Raw genomic sequence first — 20,792 nt, forward strand, 5'->3', positions numbered from 1 at the left:
TAATACAAATATTAGTTAGGAGCCAAGAGATCATCTCTTAGACCATCATCTGCAGGCCTGTTGGACAACCAGATGCCAAAAAGGGCTTTTTTGAAGTCCTTCCCAGTCACCACGCCACGTTCTTTCCCGTTCTTAAATGCCACAACTCCTTTATTTGGAAGGTAAACCAAATCAAAAATGTCATTTTTTTGAATGTCTTCTCTAAAAAAGCCTAAAAGCTGGTTGATCTCATCCTGTATTGGTGCAGTATTTCCATTAGTGGAATTCTCAAAACCTTCGGTCACTGCCTCTACCATTTTATCACTGGTGATCAATTTAGAAACAATATGAAGTTTTATGGCCATAGGTTTATCTGCATTAAGTATCTCCTGGGCGTTTTGATTCTTTTGATCCAGGTAAAGTCCGGCAGCATAGAGGTCAATCCATAATTTCTCTCTCACTCCTGCCCCATTGAGCTGCAGGTTGTGATTTTGAAACGTTTGAGTTGCAGGAAGAGTTACTCCTCCAACTTTTTTCTGCGCTACCGCTGTAGAGGAAACCACAACAGCCATTAATAATAAAAGCAGGTTCTTCATAATTTGAGTTTTTAAATTAAATAATATTTTCATTTTCTTTTAAGCTTCATGAAGGAAGCATTGAGTTCAAAACCGAGCAACAATATATTAGAATTAATCCATATATAGAACATTAAGATCAATAATGCCCCAATTGAACCATACAATTCGTTATAAGCAGAAAAGTTTTCAATATACAGCCCGAATAAATAAGTATTCAATAAAATAAAGATCGTACAAAAGAAAGCTCCTATTGAAAAGAACCGACTTAACCGGCTCTCTTTGGTCCCGAAATAATATAAGGTGGCTACGGCCAAATAGATCATTATTGTAAAAATGATATACCTCCCCAAATTTGCCCACATCACCGCATCATTCACAACCTGAAGCATTTTAAGATCTTCGGTTAAATAAGTGAGATATACCCATACTACTACTGTTATCAGCAATAAGAGGGCCAGGATTAAAGAAACCCCCACAGCTATAATGTATTGCCTAATTATTGAGCGGTTTTTTTTGGTATGATATGAGAACTCAAAACCCGTAAACACCGCATTTACGCCATTTGCCATAAGAAAAATGGACAGCAAAAAAACTATAGAAAGAAGACCTCCCCTTTTGCGTGCTGCGATATCATAAAAAATGTCATTGAAGAATTCGCTGGTTTCCGGCGGAAGCAAAGAGTCAATAAAAGCCAAAAATTCCAGCTGGAAATCGTCAATAAAATTTATAAAGGGAATGAGGTTAAGAATAAATAGCAAAAAAGGAAAGAGAGCCATGAAAAAGCTGAAAGAAATGGCGCTCGCTCTTGCCGAAAATGTTCCCTTAACCAACCCGGCGTAAAAAATAATGTACAAATCATAAAGGGAAAGCCCTTCAAACCCGGGCAGGATAATATTTTTTGCCCGGCTTGTCCACCAATGGGTGAAACCTTCCTTTTTTCTTGTAGTTGTTTTCTCGCCGTTGCTCATGTATTAAACGGCCTTTAAACTAAGGTCCAGGTTATAAACTGAATGTGTTAGTGCTCCACTGGAGATAAAATCGACTCCGCATTCGGCATACTTCCTGGCTGTTTCCAGGGTTATTCCCCCGCTGGATTCGGTTTCGCAGCGTTTGTCGATCAGCTTCACTGCCTCACGGGTTTCATCATAGTTAAAGTTGTCCAGTAAGATCCGGTCTACTCCACCCGCGTTCAGGATCTGTTTTATCTCATGGATATTCCTGGCTTCCACGATGATCTTTAGATTCAGCTTATTATCTGTAAGGTATTTATGGGTTTTGGCTATTGCTTTTTCTATGCCTCCTGCAAAGTCTATATGATTGTCCTTAAGCATGATCATATCGTAAAGGGCAAAACGATGGTTTTCTCCTCCCCCTATTTTTACAGCCCATTTTTCCAGGGCACGAATTCCGGGAGTGGTTTTCCTGGTATCCAGGATCTTGGTGCCGGTGCCTTCAAGCTTTTCGGCAAAAGTCCTGGTTTTGGTGGCTATGGCACTCATACGCTGCATAGCGTTCAACACCAGCCTTTCGGCTTTTAGGATCGACTGTGAAGACCCTTCCACGTAGAAAACAATATCTCTGGGTTTAATTCGGCTACCGTCCGGGATCTGGACGTCTATCTTCATTTCGGGATCCACCTTTTCAAAAACCCTTCGTGCAAAATCGACACCGGCAAGAATACCTGTATCCTTCACCAATAGTTTAGCCTTGCCCCGGGCATTACCGGGAATGCAGGCAAGGGAGCTGTGGTCCCCGTCTCCTATGTCTTCTCTTAACGCATTTTCAATTATTATTTCAATTTCCTTTTCAAATTGTTCTTTTGAAATCATTGCAGTGCCTATTTTTGCTAAAGTTACAAAGTAAACATATAAATCTCATCATGACCATAAAATTGCTGACAATAGGGAAAACCGATGATGCCGCCCTACAAAACCTCATCGACACCTACGTCAACAGGCTTGGACATTACAACAAATTTGAACTTGAGGTCATCCCCGATCTTAAAAAGACGAAAAACCTTTCTCTTGACCAGCAAAAAACTGCGGAAGGAAAGCTCATTGTTGAAAAGCTTTCTCCTTCAGACTTTGTAGTACTGCTGGATGAGAACGGAAAGCAGTTTTCCTCTGAAGGTTTTTCTGAATACATCCAGAAGAGGCTGAACAGCGGGATGAAGCAACTCATCTTTATCATTGGCGGCCCCTATGGCTTTTCAGAAGAAGTTTACTCCCGGGCAAATGGGAAATTATCCCTCTCAAAAATGACATTTTCACACCAAATGGTCAGGTTGTTCTTTGTTGAGCAGCTTTACAGGGCTTTTACAATTCTTCGGAATGAACCTTACCATCACAAATAATTTATCATGGAATTAGTATTCGCTACCAATAATAAAAATAAATTAAAGGAAGTACAGGCATTACTTCCGAAGGAAATAAGGCTGCTTTCGCTTGAGGAGATCGGTTGTACCGAAGACATTCCCGAAACTGCACCCACTATTGAAGGCAATGCCATTCAAAAAGCCGAATATGTGAAGAAAAATTACGGTTACGATTGTTTTGCCGATGATACCGGCCTGGAGGTTAATGCCTTGAACGGTGCTCCCGGGGTATATTCGGCCAGGTATGCAGGGGAAGAAAAAAGCAGCGAGGCCAATATTGATAAGCTATTGAAGGAGCTAGAAGGAAAAGAAGATCGCAGTGCCCGTTTTAAAACTGTAATTGCGCTTCATCTTAAAGGTAAGCTCCACACCTTTACCGGAATTTGCTCCGGAAGTATCATTTTTGAGAGGAAGGGATTACAGGGATTTGGCTATGATCCTGTCTTTCAAGCCGAAGGAAAACAGGTGACATTTGCCGAAATGAGCCTGGAAGAAAAATCTCAAATTAGTCATCGCGCACGTGCAACCCGCGAACTTATTGACTTCCTGACCTCTCAAGGTGAACAAATTTAAATGTAATAAGCTGCTAACTAATCCTTACCTTTGCAACTTATTAGATATGTATGAATAAATTTGAATTATTAGGATTGAATGACGCCTTGTTACAGGCAATTAAAGACATGGGTTTTGAAAGCCCTAGTGAAGTACAGGAAAAAGCAATCCCAATTTTACTGCAGGAGGATACAGATATGGTAGCCCTTGCACAAACCGGAACCGGAAAAACCGCAGCATTTGGATTTCCGCTTATCCAAAAGATTGATGTAAACAACAGAAAGACACAGGGCCTTATTCTTTCTCCAACCCGAGAGTTGTGTTTACAGATTACCAACGAATTAAAGAACTACTCAAAATATTTTAAGGGCCTTAATACCGTAGCGATCTACGGGGGTGCCAGTATTACAGACCAGGCTTCGCAGATTAAAAAAGGAGCGCAGATCATTGTTGCCACTCCGGGTCGTATGCAGGACATGGTGAATAGAAAACTGGTAGATATTTCGGCGATCGAGTATTGTATCCTTGATGAGGCAGATGAAATGCTGAACATGGGATTCTATGAAGACATTACCGAAATCCTTTCTCACACCCCAAGAGAAAAGAGCACCTGGTTGTTTTCGGCTACTATGCCAAAGGAGGTTTCTACCATTGCAAAGAAATTTATGCGTACTCCCATTGAGATCACTGTGGGTACCAAGAACATGGGAACATCCAATGTTTCCCACGAGTACTTTGTCGTTAATGCCCGTGACCGTTATGCGGCATTGAAAAGACTGGCAGATGCCAATCCAGATATTTTCTCTGTGATCTTTTGTCGTACCAAACGCGACACCCAGAAAGTTGCCGAGCAGTTGATCGAAGATGGATACAACGCTGCAGCACTCCACGGTGACCTGAGCCAGAACCAACGTGACCTGGTGATGAAAAGCTTTAGGGGAAGACAGATCCAGATGCTGGTAGCTACAGATGTTGCTGCCCGCGGAATCGATGTTGATGATATCACTCACGTGATTAACTATCAACTTCCCGATGAAATTGAAACTTATACTCACCGTAGTGGTCGTACCGGAAGAGCCGGAAAAAGCGGAGTTTCCATGGTTATTGTTTCCAAAAGTGAAGCCCGAAAGATCAAGGGAATTGAGCGAATTATTGGTCAGTCTTTTGAAAGAAAAGAAATTCCTGATGGTAGAGAGATCTGCGAAGTGCAGCTTTTTCACCTTGCCAATGAGATCAGCAAAACTGAGATTAATCACGAGATCGATAAATACTTACCAAGTATAGCAGAACTCTTTGAAGGACTTACTAAGGAGGAATTGCTGAAAAAATTCTTTTCAGTTGAATTCACAAGGTTCTTCAATTACTACAATAACGCCCAGGATCTAAATGCAAAAGGTTCTACTGAAGTTTATGAAGATGAAGGCGACAGCACAAGGTTCTTTATAAACGTTGGAGCAAAAGACGATTTCGATTGGATGAGTCTGAAGGATTTCCTTAAGGCCACTTTGGATCTTGGAAGAGATGATGTGAACCGTGTTGAAGTAAAAGACAGCTTCTCCTTCTTTAATGTCGACAGCTCAAAAGCTGAAGAAGTAATTAGAATTTTCCAGGACTTTAAACATAATGGACGTCACATTAACGTTGAGATTACCAAAAAGAGCGCCGGTAAGGAACGTAGCGGTGGTCGCAAAGGTGGAGGATTTAAAGGAAAAGACAAGGGAAGCCAAAGCTTTGACAAATCCTCAAAAGGAGCAGATAAAGGTCGTAGAAGATCTTCAGGTTCTCCTTCAGGCGGGAAAAGAAGATCATCTGACTCAGGAACCGGCGGACGCGAGGGAAAGAAGAGCGGTGGCCGCAGCAGCAGCATTGAAAGTTCTATTAAAAGAAGAAGATCAAAAAAGTAATCCTTTAAGACATTTTTGGTACAGTTTTCCCTAAGTATGTGAGTAGCTTAGATCACAACATGAAGAAATTTTTAATCCCCCTGTTTTTACTTTTTAGCTTCCTGGCTTTTAGCCAGGAACCAACTGTGGTGACAGGGAAGGTTCTTAATGCGGCAAATGACCTGCCCATAGAAAATGCACACATTGTCAATCTTAATCAGGTAATTGGTGCAGTTTCGGGAGAAGAAGGAAATTTTGAAATTAAAGCAGAGGTAAATGATACGCTGTATTTTTCTTATCTGGGTTTTAAATCCATACGGGTGAGAGTTACCAACGACTGGCTTAAGTTTGGGGAAGTGAAAGTGAAGATGACCGAGCTGGGAATTGCTCTTGAAGAAGTTGTGGTGAGCCCAATTCAATTAACGGGCTACCTGGAAATTGACGCCAAGAATATTCCTATTTACGAGAATTACCGCTATAGCATTTCCGGTTTAAACCAGGGATATGAAGGCGGGGAACACAGTCCAAATGCCATTTCGAGGGCCTTAGGCGCAGTGTTTAATCCGGCAGATGCCCTTTACAACATCTTTGGGCAGCAGCCAAAGCAAATGAAGAAGCTAAGGGAAATGAAGCAGGATGACGAGATAAGGAACCTCTTGCAGAGCAAATTTGACCGGCAAACATTAATGGCTGTATTAGGTATTAACAGGATGGATATAGACGAAGTGCTAAGGCGCTGTAACTATTCAACCGACTTTATTAATACTGCCAATGACCTGCAGATCCTCGATGCCATGAGTGGCTGCTATGAAGAATATAAAGTTCTCAATAGATAAAAGAAACTGAAAAAATAAGGTGCCGAAAATGAGAATTTGCGGCATTTTTTTTATGTGTAGCAGATAAGCTTCAGGATAAACCTATTTCTTTTCCAGGTGATTCTTAAGATTATAAAGTCCCCTTTCAAAATCATCACCTAAAGCACGCTCCATTCCGTAGAAAAGCATCACCACCGATGCGGGAAATTTATGCACCCCTTTGACGCCCCATACCATCTTTGTACGTTCCGGCTCCAGTTCTTTTACCGCCATATAATTAAGTGACAGGGATTTGTAGGGTTTTATAAACAATAACTGGGTTTCCAGCACCTTCCCTTCTTTGACTTTGACGATCTTTTGTATTCCTTCAATATTATTTTTCCCTTTCCAATAGGAAGTAGCTCCAACTTTCCCGTCTTCCCCTTTAAATTTGATCACCACCTTTGGGTCATTTAGGTACCAGGGCATCCACAAGGGTTGTTTTTTAAGCTGTCGAATGAAGGCGTAAACTTCGGCTTTTGGTCGGTTGATCACCACAGTGCGGCTTAGGTTGTATTCCTTCTTTGCCCATGCATGTAAGAATGCTACAAAGGTGATAATGCCAATAATGACATAAAAGAAAAGGGTCATATTCTTTAACTATAGGGACCTAAATGTAAATAAATTTATCGTGATGCCTCGAAACGGGCAATAATTTCGGTCGAATTTTTTAAATTCTTTTTAGCCCAGTCTAACCTCTTAAGAATTTGTTCCTCTTCTGAAAGTTCCCATTTTATATCACTATTCCTCAATCTTGAGCTAACATCCTGAAGGATAATAGCTGCAGAAACCGAAATATTCAAGCTCTCGGTAAAACCTACCATTGGGATCTGTAGAAACTCATCGGCCTCCTGCATTACCTCTTGCGATAATCCTTCTGTTTCGGTACCAAAGAACAAAGCAGCCTTATTTGAAATGTCGAAATTATGAAGCAAAGTTCCTTTATGAGGGGAAGTCGCTACAATTTTGTAGCCTTTCTTCCGAAGCGTTTTAATACAATCCGCAGTTGAAGTATAACGATTTATATCGACCCATTTCTGGGCTCCCATCGCGATCTCCCTGTCAATCTTTTTAAGGTTCACCTCCTCCACTACATGCACATTTTGTATTCCAAAGACGTCGCAACTGCGAATCACTGCACTGGTGTTGTGAAGCTGGTAAACATCCTGGGTGGCAACTGTAAAATGATTGGTGCGCTGCCCAATAATCTTCCTGAAAAGTTCTTTTCTCTTATCTGTAAGAAAGGATTCCAGGTAGGATAATAATTGAAGGTTCTCTTCCATGGCAGCGAAATTAGGAAAACCTCCCTGAATTTACCCTTTTTGAGAGGTAATAAAAGTCGTCTATACCATTATGATTTCTGAAGAAATCTGCTTATTTTTTAAAATTAAAATCCATCAAAAATGAAAAAGGTAGTGGTGCTCACCGGCGCCGGAATAAGTGCAGAAAGCGGAATTAGCACCTTTAGGGACGCAGACGGTCTCTGGGAAGGCCACGACGTAATGGAAGTTGCTTCTCCAATTGGCTGGGAACGCAACCAGGAACTGGTGCTTGACTTTTACAACAAAAGAAGACGGCAGCTAAATCAAGTCAAACCTAATGCTGCCCACAAAGCGCTTAAAGATCTTGAAGAACAATACAAGGTGCACATAATTACTCAAAATGTGGACGACCTGCACGAGCGGGCAGGTAGTAAAAATGTCATTCATCTTCATGGGGAACTTAAAAAAGTACGCAGTACTTTTAATGAAAACCTGGTGCTTGACTGGGAAAATGATCTCAACGCAGGAGACTTTTGCGAACACAACCACCAGTTAAGACCACATGTAGTGTGGTTTGGAGAAGAAGTTCCTATGATGGAACCGGCGATGGAGATCACCCGAAAAGCCGATATTCTCATGATCATTGGGACCTCAATGCAGGTCTATCCTGCTGCAGGCCTCCTCTATTATGCCCCCGAAGATATTCCTGTATATTTTATAGATCCCAAACCCTCTGTTAAGGAAACCCGCCACCTCCAAGTCTTTGCTGAAAATGCATCTACAGGAGTTCCAAGGCTGGTGCAGGAATTGCTGGAAAAAGCGGAGTGAAACTAAAAGAACAAATACTTTTTACCATTGGGCCCGAAAATGTATCTTTAACCCTTAATTTTTAACTGCATTTCATGACCTCTCTTCAGGCAATATCTCCCATAGATGGCAGGTATTCTTCCAAAACTCAGCAACTGGTAGATTACTTTAGTGAACAGGCCCTCATAAAATATAGAGTACGGGTAGAAATTGAATATTTTATTTCTTTGGTCGAGCACGGGCTCCCTCAGCTAAAAGACATTTCAGAATCAAAATTCCAGGGTCTAAGGAAGATCTATATCGATTTTTCGAGCGAAGATGCCTTGAAGATCAAAGAAATTGAAAAAACCACCAACCACGACGTTAAGGCGGTAGAATATTTTATAAAGGACAAGTTTGATGCTCTTGACCTCGCCTCCTACAAGGAATTCATTCACTTTGGCCTTACCTCTCAGGATATCAATAATACCGCAGTGCCTCTAAGTATCAAAGAAGCAATGGAAGAGGTTTATAGCCCTGCCCTTGAGGAACTGCTTGAAAAACTAGAGCAACTCTCGGTAGACTGGAAAGATATCCCAATGCTTGCAAGGACTCATGGCCAGCCGGCCTCTCCTACCCGCCTTGGAAAAGAAATAAAAGTTTTTGTGGTAAGACTGAAAGAACAGATGAAATTCCTTCAGGATATTCCAAACGCAGCCAAGTTTGGCGGAGCTACAGGAAATTTCAATGCACATAAAGTGGCCTATCCCGATGTTAACTGGAAAAGCTTTGGGAAGGATTTTGTTGAAGGCTCTCTTGGTCTTTATCATTCATTTCCCACAACCCAAATTGAGCATTACGATCATATGGCTTCTCTTTTTGATGCTCTAAAGCGTATCAATACTATCATCCTGGATTTGGATAAGGATATTTGGTCTTACGTATCCATGGATTATTTTAAACAAAAGATCAAAAAAGGAGAAGTGGGTTCTTCGGCTATGCCGCATAAAGTGAACCCTATAGACTTTGAAAACAGTGAAGGGAATTTAGGTATTGCAAATGCCCTTTTTGAACACCTTTCGGCAAAGCTACCGGTAAGTCGTTTACAGCGCGATCTTACAGATAGTACAGTATTGCGCACCATTGGAGTACCATTTGGCCACACCTTAATAGGTTTTTCTTCTACCCTTAAAGGTCTAAACAAACTTCTGCTGAATGAAGCTAAACTAAATGAAGACCTGGAAAAGAACTGGGCAGTAGTGGCCGAAGCTATCCAGACAATTCTTAGAAGGGAAGGTTATCCTAATCCCTACGAAGCTTTAAAAGGCCTCACCCGAACAAATGAAAAGATCAACCGGGAAAGCATTTCTGATTTTATAAAACACCTGGATGTTTCTGAAGAGATAAAACAGGAGCTGCGACAAATCACTCCGCAGAATTACACCGGAATCTAAAAAACAAAGAACCTCAAAAATGCCATTTTTGAGGTTCATTGTTTATTCTACTTTGCTCTTAATCCAGAAAGCCGTCCAAATCGGGAAGACCGGCTACATTAAGATCTCCTTTTTCAAAAGACTTGAGGAGTCTTATCATAGCTTCAGGATCCATGTCATTGCCGGTCACCCGTGCAATTCCGAAGCCTTTTTCGTCATCACTTCCAAAGACGATCAATTCATCTATAGCATCTTCCTCTCCCAGGTAATAAAGCTCGGCTTTACGATTGCCTCCACCATAGCGCATAAGCTGTTTGTACTTGTCGGCTTTTAAAATGGAAGTTAGTCTTTCCTTTTCGGTTTCATAAGCTTCTTTATTCTCCTCTTTTAAAGGAAATCCAAGAACATTCACTTTTTTAATGGTCTCTAAAGTGGCCTTTTGTTCAGCATTAAGGGCAGAATTATCCCCTGTTAAAAGGCTGGCAGGGATATCAAAGGCCAAATACTGGTTGTCGTTTTGGTGCTCCACATAAAATTCCTGCAGGGTAGTTTCATTGTCACATGAAACAACCCCCAGGCTTAGTAGCACCATTATTATGAGTACTTTTTTCATCTTAATTCACTTCTACTTTTTCCAATTCCTTCCCCCCCGGTATCTTGAAATCATTTGCCAGTCTTGATACTTGCGAAAGGTTGATTTCCCCGGTTATGTTAAGAATAACAGACATTGGCTTGTCCTTTTCCTCACCTTCCATGAACATGAACAACTGGCTCACGTAATCATCATTTTTACCCGGCTTATAGTAGAACCTTACATTTTTTCCATCTTCAGAAACTCTCATAAGTTCTTGCATGCTACCTTTTTTAATATAGGAAGCAACATCTAAAGCCATTTGTTGACGAATATCTTCTTTTGTGGTGGAGAGAACTTTCATTTCCTGAAGATTCTCGATTAGGTCAATGTACGCCTGGGTTTCAGGATCATCGGCATTAAGGTCAATTTTAGTGAGTAACTTGAACATCTTGCTCGTTACTACTACCGCATCTACTTCTTTCATGCTCTCGTACTTGTCAAAACTCTGAGCATTTGCAAGAAAGGGTAATATAAGTGCCAATAAGGCTAAGGTTAACTTTTTCATGGTTTCTAATTTTAATTATTTTACAATTTTATCTTTAGTATTATTGAATTCTTCAATGTAGCCCAGGTCCTCTGTCCCCGAATTCATGTACACGGAGACCATTTCTAAAGCCTCAAGGGTTTTTTGCATGGCCAGTTCGGGATCTTCATAGGTGCCAAACTCACTAACCTGATTTTCCTGCTGTACCACAATTCCCATGAGGATCGCTATGGAAGCTGCTATTGCCACCCAGGAATATACTTTCCTTTTAGCAGCCGAAAATTTTACGGCTTTAGGAGTAAAGGAGACCTCTTTGCTGAAGTGTTCGGTTTTTGCCTGCTCAAAGTAACAGAACATTGGAATGTACTGTTGCAAATGAGGCGCTACCTCTCCCGAGTTGAAGTAGGCCTTTAACCTGTCTTCCTCGGCTCCTGTGGTCTCGGCTTCGAAGTAGCGATCGAGTAATTTTTCAATTATTTGCGATTCCATAACGATGTCTTTTAATCATTTCTTCTTTTATTTTTTTGCGGGCTCTGCTTAATGCCACCCGTATGGCTGTTTCGTTCATTTGGGTCATTTTGGCGATCTCCTCGTACTCATACTGCTCAACCTCCCTTAGTTGAATAAGAATCTTTTGTTGCTCCGGTAATCCTGCAATGATCTTTTGGACCCAGTTAAGATCATCCTGGACCTCAACCTTGTGTTGCAGGGATGATTCGCCGCATTCGTAATTGCTGTGAACGATCCTAAGGTTATTGTTCTGTTTTAGCTTGAGCTGGTCGAGACAATGGTTTTTGGTGACCGTCATGGCAAATGCTTCCAGATTATTGTAAGAACTTAACTGCTCCTTTCGGCTCCACAGTTTTAATATCACCTCCTGGGTTGCATCTTCGGCGGCCTCTTTGGAAACAAGTAACCTTAAGGCAAGTCTGTACATCTTGTCCTGCACCGGTTTCATGAGGCTTATGAAAGTATGCTGTTTCATTTTGGTTTGGTTGGACGAAGCTTTTTACTGCCCCTTTCCTTTACGACGGTTACAAAACAATTTTGTTACCAGTTATTTGAAAAATTTTAATTATTCCCACTAAATTTAGACACACCTAATTGTCTATAAAGCTATGAAAACTACCAGAAACCTTCTCTTTAGTCTCTTTCTGCTCCTACTTACCGTAAGTTGTTATGATGATCTTGACGATGTTTTCATTCCAGCCAATGATCTCGAAATTAAAAACTTTATTTGGAGTGCGATGAATGATATGTATCTCTACAAAGCAGATGTTCCTAATCTTGCCGATGATCGCTTTGCCACACAGGCAGAACTTGATGAATTCCTGAAAGGTTTTTCATCTCCAGAAAATCTTTTCTACGATGGCCTTATAGCCAATCATGATGAATTCAGTTTTTTGGTGGAAGATTACAAAAAGCTTGAAAAATCTTTGGATGGCATTAATCTTACCAACGGAATGCAATATGGAGTCATCGCTTATTCTGAAACTTCAGAGGAAGTTCTGGGTTATGTTAGGTACGTATTACCAAATACTTCAGCAGAAGAAAAAGGTATTAAAAGAGGAGATCTTTTTAATACTGTAGATGGAGTCCAGCTTACAAGAGAAAATTATTTTCGACTACTACAACCTGCATCTTATACCATAGGTCTTGCAGAAATAAATGAGGATGAGATCTCATCTACAGGAGAAACCGTTACCCTTCAAAAAGAAGAATATTCTTCAAACCCTGTTTATATAGCAGAAGTTTTAGATACTCCTGAAGGCAATGTGGGATATCTCATGTATAACGGTTTTACCAGTAGCTTTGATGAAGCTCTTAATGAAGCGTTTGGTATGTTTAAAGCTGAAGGAATTGAAAATCTAGTCGTGGATCTGCGATATAACGGCGGTGGATCTGTGGAAACTGCCAGTGACCTGGCAAGTATGATCACAGGACAGTTTAAAGGGGAGATATTTAGTAAGGAACAGTGGAATGAAGACTATCAAATCCTTCTGGAAACTACTGCACCCAAAAGTCTTATCAACCTTTTTAACGACAGGATAAAAACCGGCGCTGCTATAAATAGCCTTGGATTGGGAAAGGTTTATTTTATTACCACCCTTAGAACAGCTTCGGCGAGTGAATTATTGATCAACAGCCTAAAACCTTACATTGAAGTTGTACAGGTAGGAGAAAATACAACAGGAAAATTCCAGGCTTCCACTACCCTTTATGACTCGCCAGATTTCCGGAGAAACGGTGCAAATGCAGGGCATACATATGCGGTACAACCTTTGATATATAAAACTCTCAATGCAAATAATGTAAGTGACTATGTCAACGGACTTACACCAGATTATGAAATAAGTGAGAGTATTAGAAATCTCGGAACTCTTGGCGATCCCCAGGAGCCCTTACTTGCAGCAGTTCTGGACATAATCGAAGGAAGGGAGCCTACCATGAATTTGAATAGTAAAAAGCTTAAAGTGTTAGGAGAAAACCAAATGTACGACCCGCTTTATCAAAAAATGTATTCAGAAGAGCCGTTGCCACTTTTCGAACAGAATGTAACATTTTAACAATTATTTTAGAATTCTCTTTTGAACCAGTCATTAATGTCTTAGTTTTAACCACCACTAAATAAATTTTTAAATGAAGAAGTTATTTTTACCAGTATTCCTTTTGGGAATATTTTTCACCTCCTGCTCCAAGGATGACGATGTAGTTGAAGAACCACAAGAGAAAAAAGAAGAAGAAAAAGAAGAAGTTAACCTTGAGATAGAAGAGTTCATTTACGCAGGAATGAACGAGATCTATTTATATAAGGCAGACGTTCCAGAATTGGCCGACAATTATTTTTCTACAAATGCAGAGCTAAGGAGCTTTTTAGAGCCTTTTGATACTCCTTTGGATCTTTATGAAGACCTGAAATCATCTCAGGATGGCTTTAGTTTTATGACATCAGACTATGTAGCCCTTGAAAACAGCTTTGCAGGAAAAAGTCTTTCTAACGGAATGAAATTTTCATTAGGTTATATTGGTAATACCACCGACGTTTTTGGAATTGTTCAATATGTGCTTCCGGGAACTTCAGCCGAAGAAAAAGGGATCAAGAGAGGTGATCTTTTCACCGAAATTGATGGTATCCAGATGAATGAAAACAATCTTTCTTCACTGCTGGGAAGAGATTCTTACACTATAAACCTGGGTAAGATTAATGATGCGGGATACATTGAGATGACCGATCAAACAGTGTCTCTAACTTCTGTGGAATACACTGAAAATCCTGTTTTGATCTCCAAGGTGCTTGAGGTACAAGGGATCAATGTAGGCTACATCATGTATAACAGTTTTACGGGGAATTTTGACAGCGAATTAAATGCTGCTTTTACTGATCTTAAAGCGCAGGGAGTGCAGGAACTTGTACTTGACCTGAGATATAATGGCGGTGGAAGCGTTGAAAGTGCTGTCGATCTTGCCAGTATGATCACAGGTCAGTTCGAAGGAGAAATTTTCATGAAAGAGCAGTGGAATGCAAAATATCAGAGAGCCTGGGATCCTGAGAGCTATATAAACAGATTCAACAATAAAATAAGAACCGGCGAAGCTATTAGTAGTCTGGGCTTAGGAAAGGTCTATGTCCTTACCTCCGGTCGCTCAGCATCGGCCAGCGAACTGGTGATCAACGGTCTTGATCCTTACATCGACGTAGTCCAGGTGGGAACAAATACAACCGGAAAATTTCAGGCTTCCGTAACATTATACGATTCCTCCAACTTTGGTCGTGAAAATGCGAACCCTAATCACACCTATGCAATTCAACCCCTTGTTTTGAAATCGGTGAACTCTGCAGGAGTATCTGACTATATTGAAGGACTTGCTCCTGATATCACTAAAAAAGAAAACTTAAGGGACTATGGAACTTTAGGAGATCCATCAGAACCGCTTTTAAAAGTTGCCCTTAACGACATCCTGGGAATTCCACAGGAACAGACTACAGCAACAATGAAAAGAGCTGAGGAAAATTTCAGGACTTTTGGGGAAAGCGAAATGTTTGATCCTACCTATCAAAAAATGTATATCGAAAAACTTCCGAGTTCCTTAAACCTTTAATAAGGAAACAAATAAATCCAAAAAAGAGGCTGTCTGAAAAGGCAGCCTCTTTTTGTTTTATATAAAAAATTATCTGGCATCCAACGTTTTTAATTAAGGCTAATCGGTCAGGAATAAATTATTAAAATTGGAATTGTTGTTTCCTAAAGGAGCATAACAGACCACTTATTAAACCTTAACATTGTGAAGAAAAGTATTAAAAGTACACGTCCCCTATACAGACAAAAAAAGGCTGGCTAAAATAACTTTTTAGACAGCCTTCTTAATTAGCACTACCTATTGAAAATTATTCATTGAAGAAAACTCCATTAGGGTTAATCCCTGTATCAAAGGTTGTCTGTAAATTACCGGTAGCAACATCATATATAAATAATTTTCCATCTCCCGTATAATCCGGGCTCGCAGAAGCTGCATAAATCCTCCCATCATTTAATTTAAATCCATATAGATTCGTTGCCTCCTCCATGATAAAATCTGGTTCTAAGGGTAGAATTTCTTCCCCTGTGGAAAAACTGTAAACCTCTGCACCCAGGGTATAATAGACAAGATCATTTTCCAGGGTCAAATTTCCCGGATGCCAGGACGCATTAGCACCTTTTAACCTCTTCACTACTTCAAGAGTAGAAAGATCTATCTTGCTTATGGAACCTGCCGTTTCTCCCGCATAATTGGGTAAGCCTGAAGATGATACCCATAAAAACCCATTTCCTGCAGCCAATGAATTAGGCACTTCCCCCACTTCAATTACTTCTTCGACATCACTTCCCGAAATCACACTAATGGTATTATTAAAATTCCATCCTCCTTTATGTGCAACAAAGATTCTGTTTCCTTCAGCGAGAATATTTTCCGGGCCTTCTTCCACGGTAATTTTAGTAATAAACTCAAAAGTCTCGGCATTAAAAACAGCCACATAATCATCTAAAGGATTGGAAGCGTCTCCCCAATTCGTCACATAAGCCATACCATCCAAAAAGGCTATTTTTCGCGGGTTTTCCAGGTTGCTTTCAATAGTTGCCATCTTTAAAAAGGTGCCATCTTCTACAACTTCAATTTTATTGGAAACATTTACCACCATGAATACTCTATCCTCATAAAAACCCAGGTCTGAAGCTGTGTCTCCAAGATCTACCCCATTAACACCCGAAAATATATTTTGACTTATTTCTTCATTGGCAGGATCTACATAAGATACCGAGGAGTTCCCCTGTCCAAATACACCTTCATTAAGCACAAAAAAACCTTCTGAATAAGTGCCCGAATTATCCGGCTCCGGATTACTATCATCATCGGCCTCACAAGAAGTAAGAATTGAAAGAATAAAGATCAGGTAAAAATAATTTCTGGTTTGCATTGGTTAGAATTTAAAAATTAATGAACTGTAATAGGCTCTTCCGGGCATTGGCCGGGACGGCATACTTTGATATGAAGTGTTGAAAATATTCTGGGCCTCAAATCCAATTTCAAGATGATCCCTTAAAAGATCATAGGTTACACCGGCATTGGCGATATAATAAGGATCCAGCGAATACTTATTATCTGAAGATGTATAAACTTCCCCATTGTATAAAAATTGAAAATAGCTGCTAAACCTTTTAAACCCGTAACCGGCAGAGGCTGTTGCTTTATGCAGCGGAACGTAAATTAGCTGCATTTCAGTTTTTTGATCGACGGCCTTTGTAAAGGAGTAAGTGGAATTGATCTTTAGAAGGTGGCCGTTAAAATTCTTATTCCAATCGGCAGTTGTTTCCAGACCATAATTCAGGGTTTCCTGCGTATTTTCGGGTCGCCACATACCATTTGTAGTTGGAACCCAACGAAGCAAATCTTCAGTATTTATGACAAATCCAGTTACGGTTAACTTCAGGTTTGAAAAATTCAATTCCTGACCTACCTCTGCCTGCAGGGAATTTTCCGGGCGCAGATCCAGGTTTCCGCCGGCGTACCAAAAAAGGTCATTTAAGGTAGGAATCCGGTAATTGCGCGAGATGTTCAGTTTCACCAAATAATCTTCGGTAACCGCATAAGAAGCACCGGCCGAAAAAAGCAAGGGAGAATCATAACGATCGGAAAATTCGGTTCGTGCACTTAATTCATACCTAAAAGGGTAAAGGTCATGAGAAAACAGAAGACCTGCCGAACCTGTATTTCTTTCCTGAATTGCCTCAATATTTGTTCCTTCCCCCCTGGTTTTACGGTATTCTAAAAGAGCGAATAGCTTTTTGTCGTAATGGAGCCGGTACTCGAGTTCATATTTTGCAATGCCCGATTTGGATCTACCGTAGCTATATTCCTCCCGATTCCTGTTTTCGAAATATTTATACTCCTCATCCAAATAGGCCAGGCGCAAAGTGGAAGTAAAATTGCCCACGTAACTTCTCCACTCCAGTAAATTTTTGCTGTTAAGATCTTCGTACTTACTTTTGGAAGGTGCAGTAAGGGTTCCCGAAAACCCTCTTTCCCCAATGTAATAATTGGTATAGAACTTTAGACTATTTGATGGATTCAACAAATAAGCAACTGCTGCATTAATTCCTGTATTGGAGTAATCTCCATTTTCGTTTAATTTATTCGATCCCGGGTAAGGAAAATCATTTTCACTTCCACTCTTAGATATACTCAGTTGTACGCTCAGATTTTCCTTCGAATATTCAGATTCAAGATTGCCATAATATGTATCGAAACTGCCGTAACGTATTTGAGCTCTATTTTGGAAGCCATTGTTAAACCTAAAGCGGTCGTTGAGATGGACGCTTCCCCCAATTGCTCCGCTACCATATAAGACGCTGCCCCCGCCAGACCTTATTGCGATGTTCTCATAGCCAGAAGTAAGAATAGTATTAAAATCGGTCTGTCCGGTAAATTGCGAATTAATGTTGATGCCATTCCATATCACAGCTGTTTGTGAAGCAGTAGTCCCTCTAAATGAAGCCGAAGCCACCATCCCGGGACCGTTCTCCCTAAAATAGATAGGGCTGTGAAATTTTAAGATAGAAGTAAGAGCAGGCGAATTATGCTCCAGTACAGAATCATTCAGCACCTGGATGGTATTGCTGTTAGACCTCCGAAAAAGGTGAACATCACTTAGCACCACTTCGTCCAGATGGTTAATAGAATCAAGCTGACTGTATCCCGGATGGGAATACAACAGAACTAAAAATAAAATGTAGAAGACGCTTTTTTTCATCATCCGCAGGCTTTTTTCCCGAAAGCCAAAGGTTTTAATTAATGAAAATGGCAGGTCTCCTGGCTCGCGTCCTTTTGTTAACCTTCCCATCCCAATTGGAACAGTGGTATGAAGTGTACAAAGGCATCCGCCGCCGCGGACTAAGCTTACAGTTGCGGGAACAGCTCAGGCTTGTTTGAAGGTAGATTTTAGAAGTTGGAAGTACACAGTAATTTTATCTCCTTAGTCTCCTTCAAAGTTGAATGAACTTCGTACTTCTAAATTCGTACATCGTAATTCAACTTTCCTGATTCCCTTTTAATCGATGTCTTTTCTTCTGAATTGCTTCAGAAACAATCGAACCAAAATTTCAAAGCGAAAATAAACATTTCAGCGCTTCCGGCTTCATTAATTTTAAATAATCTTACTTTTGAACTGTCAATGAGAAAAACTTCTTACATAATGATCCTCTTACTTTTTGTAGCCTTTTTGGGTTGCAGGCCCGATAAAGAGGAGAAAAAACCCATCCTTACACGGGAAGGAGAAGAGGTTGAGGTGAAGTATGCTTCAGGATTAAACATTGTTGATTTTGGGGATCATATGATTATTACCGTAGAAAATCCATGGCCCAATGCAGACAGAACATATCGTTACCTGCTGGCAGAAGAAGGTGCTGATGTGTCACAGAACATCAAATTTGACGAAAGGATTAAAATCCCTGTAGAAAAAATTGTGGTTACCTCCACCACTCACATCCCGTCTCTCGAAATTTTAGAAGCCGAGAAATTGCTGATAGGTTTCCCCGGTCTGGATTACATCTCTTCTGAAAAAACACGCAAACTTATTTCTGAAGGTAAAATCAAGGAAGTGGGTAAAAATGAAGCCTTAAATACCGAAAGCCTGCTCGACCTGAAGCCCGATGTGGTGATTGGTTTCTCCATTGACGGCAGCAACAAAAGCTTTAACACCCTCCAAAAAAGTGGAATTCCCGTGGTCTTTAATGCAGACTGGACTGAAAGTTCGCCCCTTGGAAAGGTGGAATGGATAAAATTCTTTGGTGCTTTCCTGGGAAAAATGGAGACTGCAAATGCCTTTTTTGAAGAGGTGGAACAGGAATATCTGGCTGCCAGGGAACTGGCAAAAGAAGCTAAAGAAACTCCTACGGTAGTGGCCGGCGCCATGTATAAAGATCAATGGTACCTGCCTGCAGGTAATTCATGGCAAGCTTTGTTCATCAAAGACGCCAATGCGAACTACCATTTTGGTCAAACCGAAGGCACAGGGAGTCTTTCCTTATCTTTTGAAACCGTCCTGGCCGAAGCAGCTCATGCCGATTTTTGGGTAGGGCCGGCACAGTTCACCTCTTATGAAGAGCTAAAAAATGCCTCTCAACATTATACCCGGTTTGAAGCTTTCAAGAACCAAAATATTTACACTTTTGCCAGTGAAAAAGGGGAAACCGGCGGAGTTGTTTTTTACGAACTTGCCCCAATGCGGCCCGACCTGGTCTTAAAAGACCTCATCTCGATTTTCCATCCGCAGCTGCTCCCCGATTACAATACCACATTTTATAAACCCATGGAATAATTGCAAACCACCCGCACTTATACCACCGTATTCATTCTCCTGCTGGTAGCAACAGTTGCAGTCTGGTTTTTAAATATAAGTCTTGGCTCTGTAAACATCCCATTTATGGAAGTTCTTGGGGTCCTGTTTTCTTCGGAAGCAGGCAATGACAGCTGGACCTATATTATCATGGAGTACCGCATTCCAAAAGCCTTCACCTCTGTTTTGGCGGGTTCTGGGCTTGCGGTGAGCGGGATGCTTATGCAAACTATGTTCAGGAATCCGTTGGCCGGGCCATACGTGCTGGGACTAAGCAGCGGGGCCAGCCTGGGAGTAGCGCTAGTTCTTATGGGAGCAACTATGTTTGGCGGAGTTGCTGCAAGCGTCCTCTTTTCGGAGTGGGGCCTTGTAATTGCTTCCAGCCTGGGAAGTCTGCTTGTTCTTTTGGCAGTAATGCTGGCATCGGTAAGATTAAAGGACACTATGGCCATTCTCATTATAGGGCTAATGTTTGCCAGTCTTACTTCGGCCCTTGTGAGCGTGCTTGCATATTTTAGTCCCGCGGCACAATTGCAGCAGTATGTCTTTTGGTCTTACGGAAGTGTTGGCGACCTAAGCTGGAATGAACTCGGAATTTTAAGCTTTTTCTGGTTTTTGGGTATTGGCATAGCTCTGTTCAGCATAAAAAATCTTAATTCCCTATTACTGGGAGAGCAATACGCCCGAAGCCTTGGTATGAACATTAGCAGAAACCGGGCACTTCTAATTATATCGACCAGTTTACTGGCGGGTAGTATAACAGCCTTTGCAGGCCCAATTGCTTTCGTGGGACTTGCGGTGCCTCATTTGATAAGGCAGGTAATCCCCGTTAATGACCACAGGATCCTGCTTCCCGCCGTGGTTTTAGGAGGAGCTATTCTCATGTTGTTATGCGATATTGTCGCCCAATTACCCGGAAGTGAACACACTTTACCAATAAATGCTATAACTTCCCTGGTAGGAGCTCCTGTGGTGATCTGGCTCCTGGTAAGGAAAAGAAAATTCCTTTTTTAATATCTTACAAAATAGAAACGGAAACAAAAAATATCATCTTAAGCACTGAAGACCTCACAATAGGCTACAGGAAAAAGCAACAGGAGA

At 40.9% G+C, this 20,792-nt stretch carries 21 protein-coding genes and 1 riboswitch; of the genes, 10 read left to right on the plus strand and 11 right to left on the minus strand.

Going from position 1 to position 20,792, the window contains the following annotated elements; genetic code table 11:
- Positions 1–11 precede the first annotated feature (11 nt).
- From LA313_RS04530 to nadC, 3 genes are read right to left on the minus strand one after another with little or no spacing between them, the layout of a single operon-like run.
- Positions 12–575 carry a chalcone isomerase family protein gene (locus LA313_RS04530; RefSeq protein ID WP_228913478.1) on the minus strand — a complete coding sequence of 188 codons (564 nt, stop codon included), beginning with the start codon at positions 573–575 and terminating at the stop codon, positions 12–14.
- Positions 576–604: 29 nt separating this feature from the next.
- On the minus strand, positions 605–1,525 hold the full coding sequence (locus LA313_RS04535; RefSeq protein WP_228913479.1) for a YihY/virulence factor BrkB family protein: 921 nt from the start codon (positions 1,523–1,525) through the stop codon (positions 605–607).
- A gap of 3 nt (positions 1,526–1,528) precedes the next feature.
- Positions 1,529–2,386 carry a carboxylating nicotinate-nucleotide diphosphorylase gene (gene nadC, locus LA313_RS04540; RefSeq protein ID WP_228913480.1) on the minus strand — a complete coding sequence of 286 codons (858 nt, stop codon included), beginning with the start codon at positions 2,384–2,386 and terminating at the stop codon, positions 1,529–1,531.
- Positions 2,387–2,436: 50 nt separating this feature from the next.
- Here nadC and rlmH point away from each other — a divergent pair, with 50 nt between their 5' ends.
- Genes rlmH through LA313_RS04560 form a run of 4 tightly spaced genes read left to right on the plus strand, consistent with a single transcriptional unit; the run spans position 2,437 to position 6,202 of the window.
- The gene (gene rlmH / locus LA313_RS04545; protein ID WP_228913481.1) at positions 2,437–2,910 is read left to right on the plus strand and encodes a 23S rRNA (pseudouridine(1915)-N(3))-methyltransferase RlmH; all 474 of its coding nucleotides are present in this window, start codon (positions 2,437–2,439) and stop codon (positions 2,908–2,910) included.
- A gap of 6 nt (positions 2,911–2,916) precedes the next feature.
- Positions 2,917–3,504 (plus strand): non-canonical purine NTP diphosphatase, encoded by a 588-nt coding sequence (locus LA313_RS04550; protein ID WP_228913482.1) that lies wholly within the window; start codon positions 2,917–2,919, stop codon positions 3,502–3,504.
- Positions 3,505–3,554: 50 nt separating this feature from the next.
- The gene (locus LA313_RS04555; RefSeq protein WP_228913483.1) at positions 3,555–5,387 is read left to right on the plus strand and encodes a DEAD/DEAH box helicase; all 1,833 of its coding nucleotides are present in this window, start codon (positions 3,555–3,557) and stop codon (positions 5,385–5,387) included.
- Positions 5,388–5,446: 59 nt separating this feature from the next.
- Positions 5,447–6,202, plus strand: coding sequence for a carboxypeptidase-like regulatory domain-containing protein (locus tag LA313_RS04560; RefSeq protein ID WP_228913484.1), 756 nt, complete (start codon positions 5,447–5,449; stop codon positions 6,200–6,202).
- An 81-nt stretch (positions 6,203–6,283) separates the two neighbouring features.
- On the opposite strand, the gene LA313_RS04565 is transcribed toward LA313_RS04560, so the two are convergent.
- A complete protein-coding gene (locus LA313_RS04565) occupies positions 6,284–6,811 on the minus strand; it encodes an SRPBCC family protein (RefSeq protein WP_228913485.1) in 528 nt (175 codons plus the stop codon).
- A 35-nt stretch (positions 6,812–6,846) separates the two neighbouring features.
- Positions 6,847–7,503, minus strand: a complete 657-nt coding sequence (locus LA313_RS04570) for a TrmH family RNA methyltransferase (RefSeq protein ID WP_228913486.1) — start codon at positions 7,501–7,503, stop codon at positions 6,847–6,849.
- 120 nt (positions 7,504–7,623) lie between these two features.
- Here LA313_RS04570 and LA313_RS04575 point away from each other — a divergent pair, with 120 nt between their 5' ends.
- Positions 7,624–8,310 (plus strand): SIR2 family NAD-dependent protein deacylase, encoded by a 687-nt coding sequence (locus LA313_RS04575; protein WP_228913487.1) that lies wholly within the window; start codon positions 7,624–7,626, stop codon positions 8,308–8,310.
- A gap of 74 nt (positions 8,311–8,384) precedes the next feature.
- Entirely contained in the window at positions 8,385–9,722 is a 1,338-nt protein-coding gene (purB, locus tag LA313_RS04580; RefSeq protein WP_228913488.1) for an adenylosuccinate lyase, read from the plus strand.
- Positions 9,723–9,780: 58 nt separating this feature from the next.
- Here the strand turns inward: purB and LA313_RS04585 are convergent, their stop codons facing one another.
- Genes LA313_RS04585 through LA313_RS04600 form a run of 4 tightly spaced genes read right to left on the minus strand, consistent with a single transcriptional unit; the run spans position 9,781 to position 11,804 of the window.
- The gene (locus tag LA313_RS04585) at positions 9,781–10,314 is read right to left on the minus strand and encodes a DUF4252 domain-containing protein (RefSeq protein WP_228913489.1); all 534 of its coding nucleotides are present in this window, start codon (positions 10,312–10,314) and stop codon (positions 9,781–9,783) included.
- Position 10,315: 1 nt separating this feature from the next.
- Complete coding sequence (locus LA313_RS04590; RefSeq protein ID WP_228913490.1) at positions 10,316–10,840, minus strand: DUF4252 domain-containing protein; 525 nt, start codon at positions 10,838–10,840, stop codon at positions 10,316–10,318.
- A gap of 15 nt (positions 10,841–10,855) precedes the next feature.
- Positions 10,856–11,308, minus strand: a complete 453-nt coding sequence (locus LA313_RS04595; protein WP_228913491.1) for a hypothetical protein — start codon at positions 11,306–11,308, stop codon at positions 10,856–10,858.
- Positions 11,289–11,804 carry an RNA polymerase sigma factor gene (locus LA313_RS04600; protein ID WP_228913492.1) on the minus strand — a complete coding sequence of 172 codons (516 nt, stop codon included), beginning with the start codon at positions 11,802–11,804 and terminating at the stop codon, positions 11,289–11,291. Before LA313_RS04600 ends, LA313_RS04595 begins: the two co-directional genes overlap by 20 nt.
- A gap of 133 nt (positions 11,805–11,937) precedes the next feature.
- On the opposite strand from LA313_RS04600, the gene LA313_RS04605 reads away from it, so the two are divergent.
- Entirely contained in the window at positions 11,938–13,386 is a 1,449-nt protein-coding gene (locus tag LA313_RS04605; RefSeq protein ID WP_228913493.1) for a S41 family peptidase, read from the plus strand.
- A 73-nt stretch (positions 13,387–13,459) separates the two neighbouring features.
- On the plus strand, positions 13,460–14,920 hold the full coding sequence (locus LA313_RS04610; RefSeq protein ID WP_228913494.1) for a S41 family peptidase: 1,461 nt from the start codon (positions 13,460–13,462) through the stop codon (positions 14,918–14,920).
- Positions 14,921–15,206: 286 nt separating this feature from the next.
- Here LA313_RS04610 and LA313_RS04615 read toward each other — a convergent pair whose 3' ends face one another.
- Both LA313_RS04615 and LA313_RS04620 read right to left on the minus strand, forming a co-directional pair.
- A complete protein-coding gene (locus LA313_RS04615) occupies positions 15,207–16,274 on the minus strand; it encodes a YncE family protein (protein WP_228913495.1) in 1,068 nt (355 codons plus the stop codon).
- A 3-nt stretch (positions 16,275–16,277) separates the two neighbouring features.
- The gene (locus tag LA313_RS04620) at positions 16,278–18,110 is read right to left on the minus strand and encodes a TonB-dependent receptor plug domain-containing protein (RefSeq protein WP_228913496.1); all 1,833 of its coding nucleotides are present in this window, start codon (positions 18,108–18,110) and stop codon (positions 16,278–16,280) included.
- Positions 18,111–18,139: 29 nt separating this feature from the next.
- A riboswitch (cobalamin riboswitch) is annotated at positions 18,140–18,468 on the minus strand.
- An 80-nt stretch (positions 18,469–18,548) separates the two neighbouring features.
- On the opposite strand from LA313_RS04620, the gene LA313_RS04625 reads away from it, so the two are divergent.
- Positions 18,549–19,673, plus strand: coding sequence for an ABC transporter substrate-binding protein (locus LA313_RS04625; protein WP_228913497.1), 1,125 nt, complete (start codon positions 18,549–18,551; stop codon positions 19,671–19,673).
- Positions 19,674–20,705, plus strand: coding sequence for a FecCD family ABC transporter permease (locus tag LA313_RS04630; RefSeq protein WP_228913498.1), 1,032 nt, complete (start codon positions 19,674–19,676; stop codon positions 20,703–20,705).
- Positions 20,706–20,792 lie beyond the last annotated feature (87 nt).

Source organism: Salinimicrobium sediminilitoris (genome assembly GCF_020866905.1).
Lineage (GTDB): Bacteria > Bacteroidota > Bacteroidia > Flavobacteriales > Flavobacteriaceae > Salinimicrobium > Salinimicrobium sediminilitoris.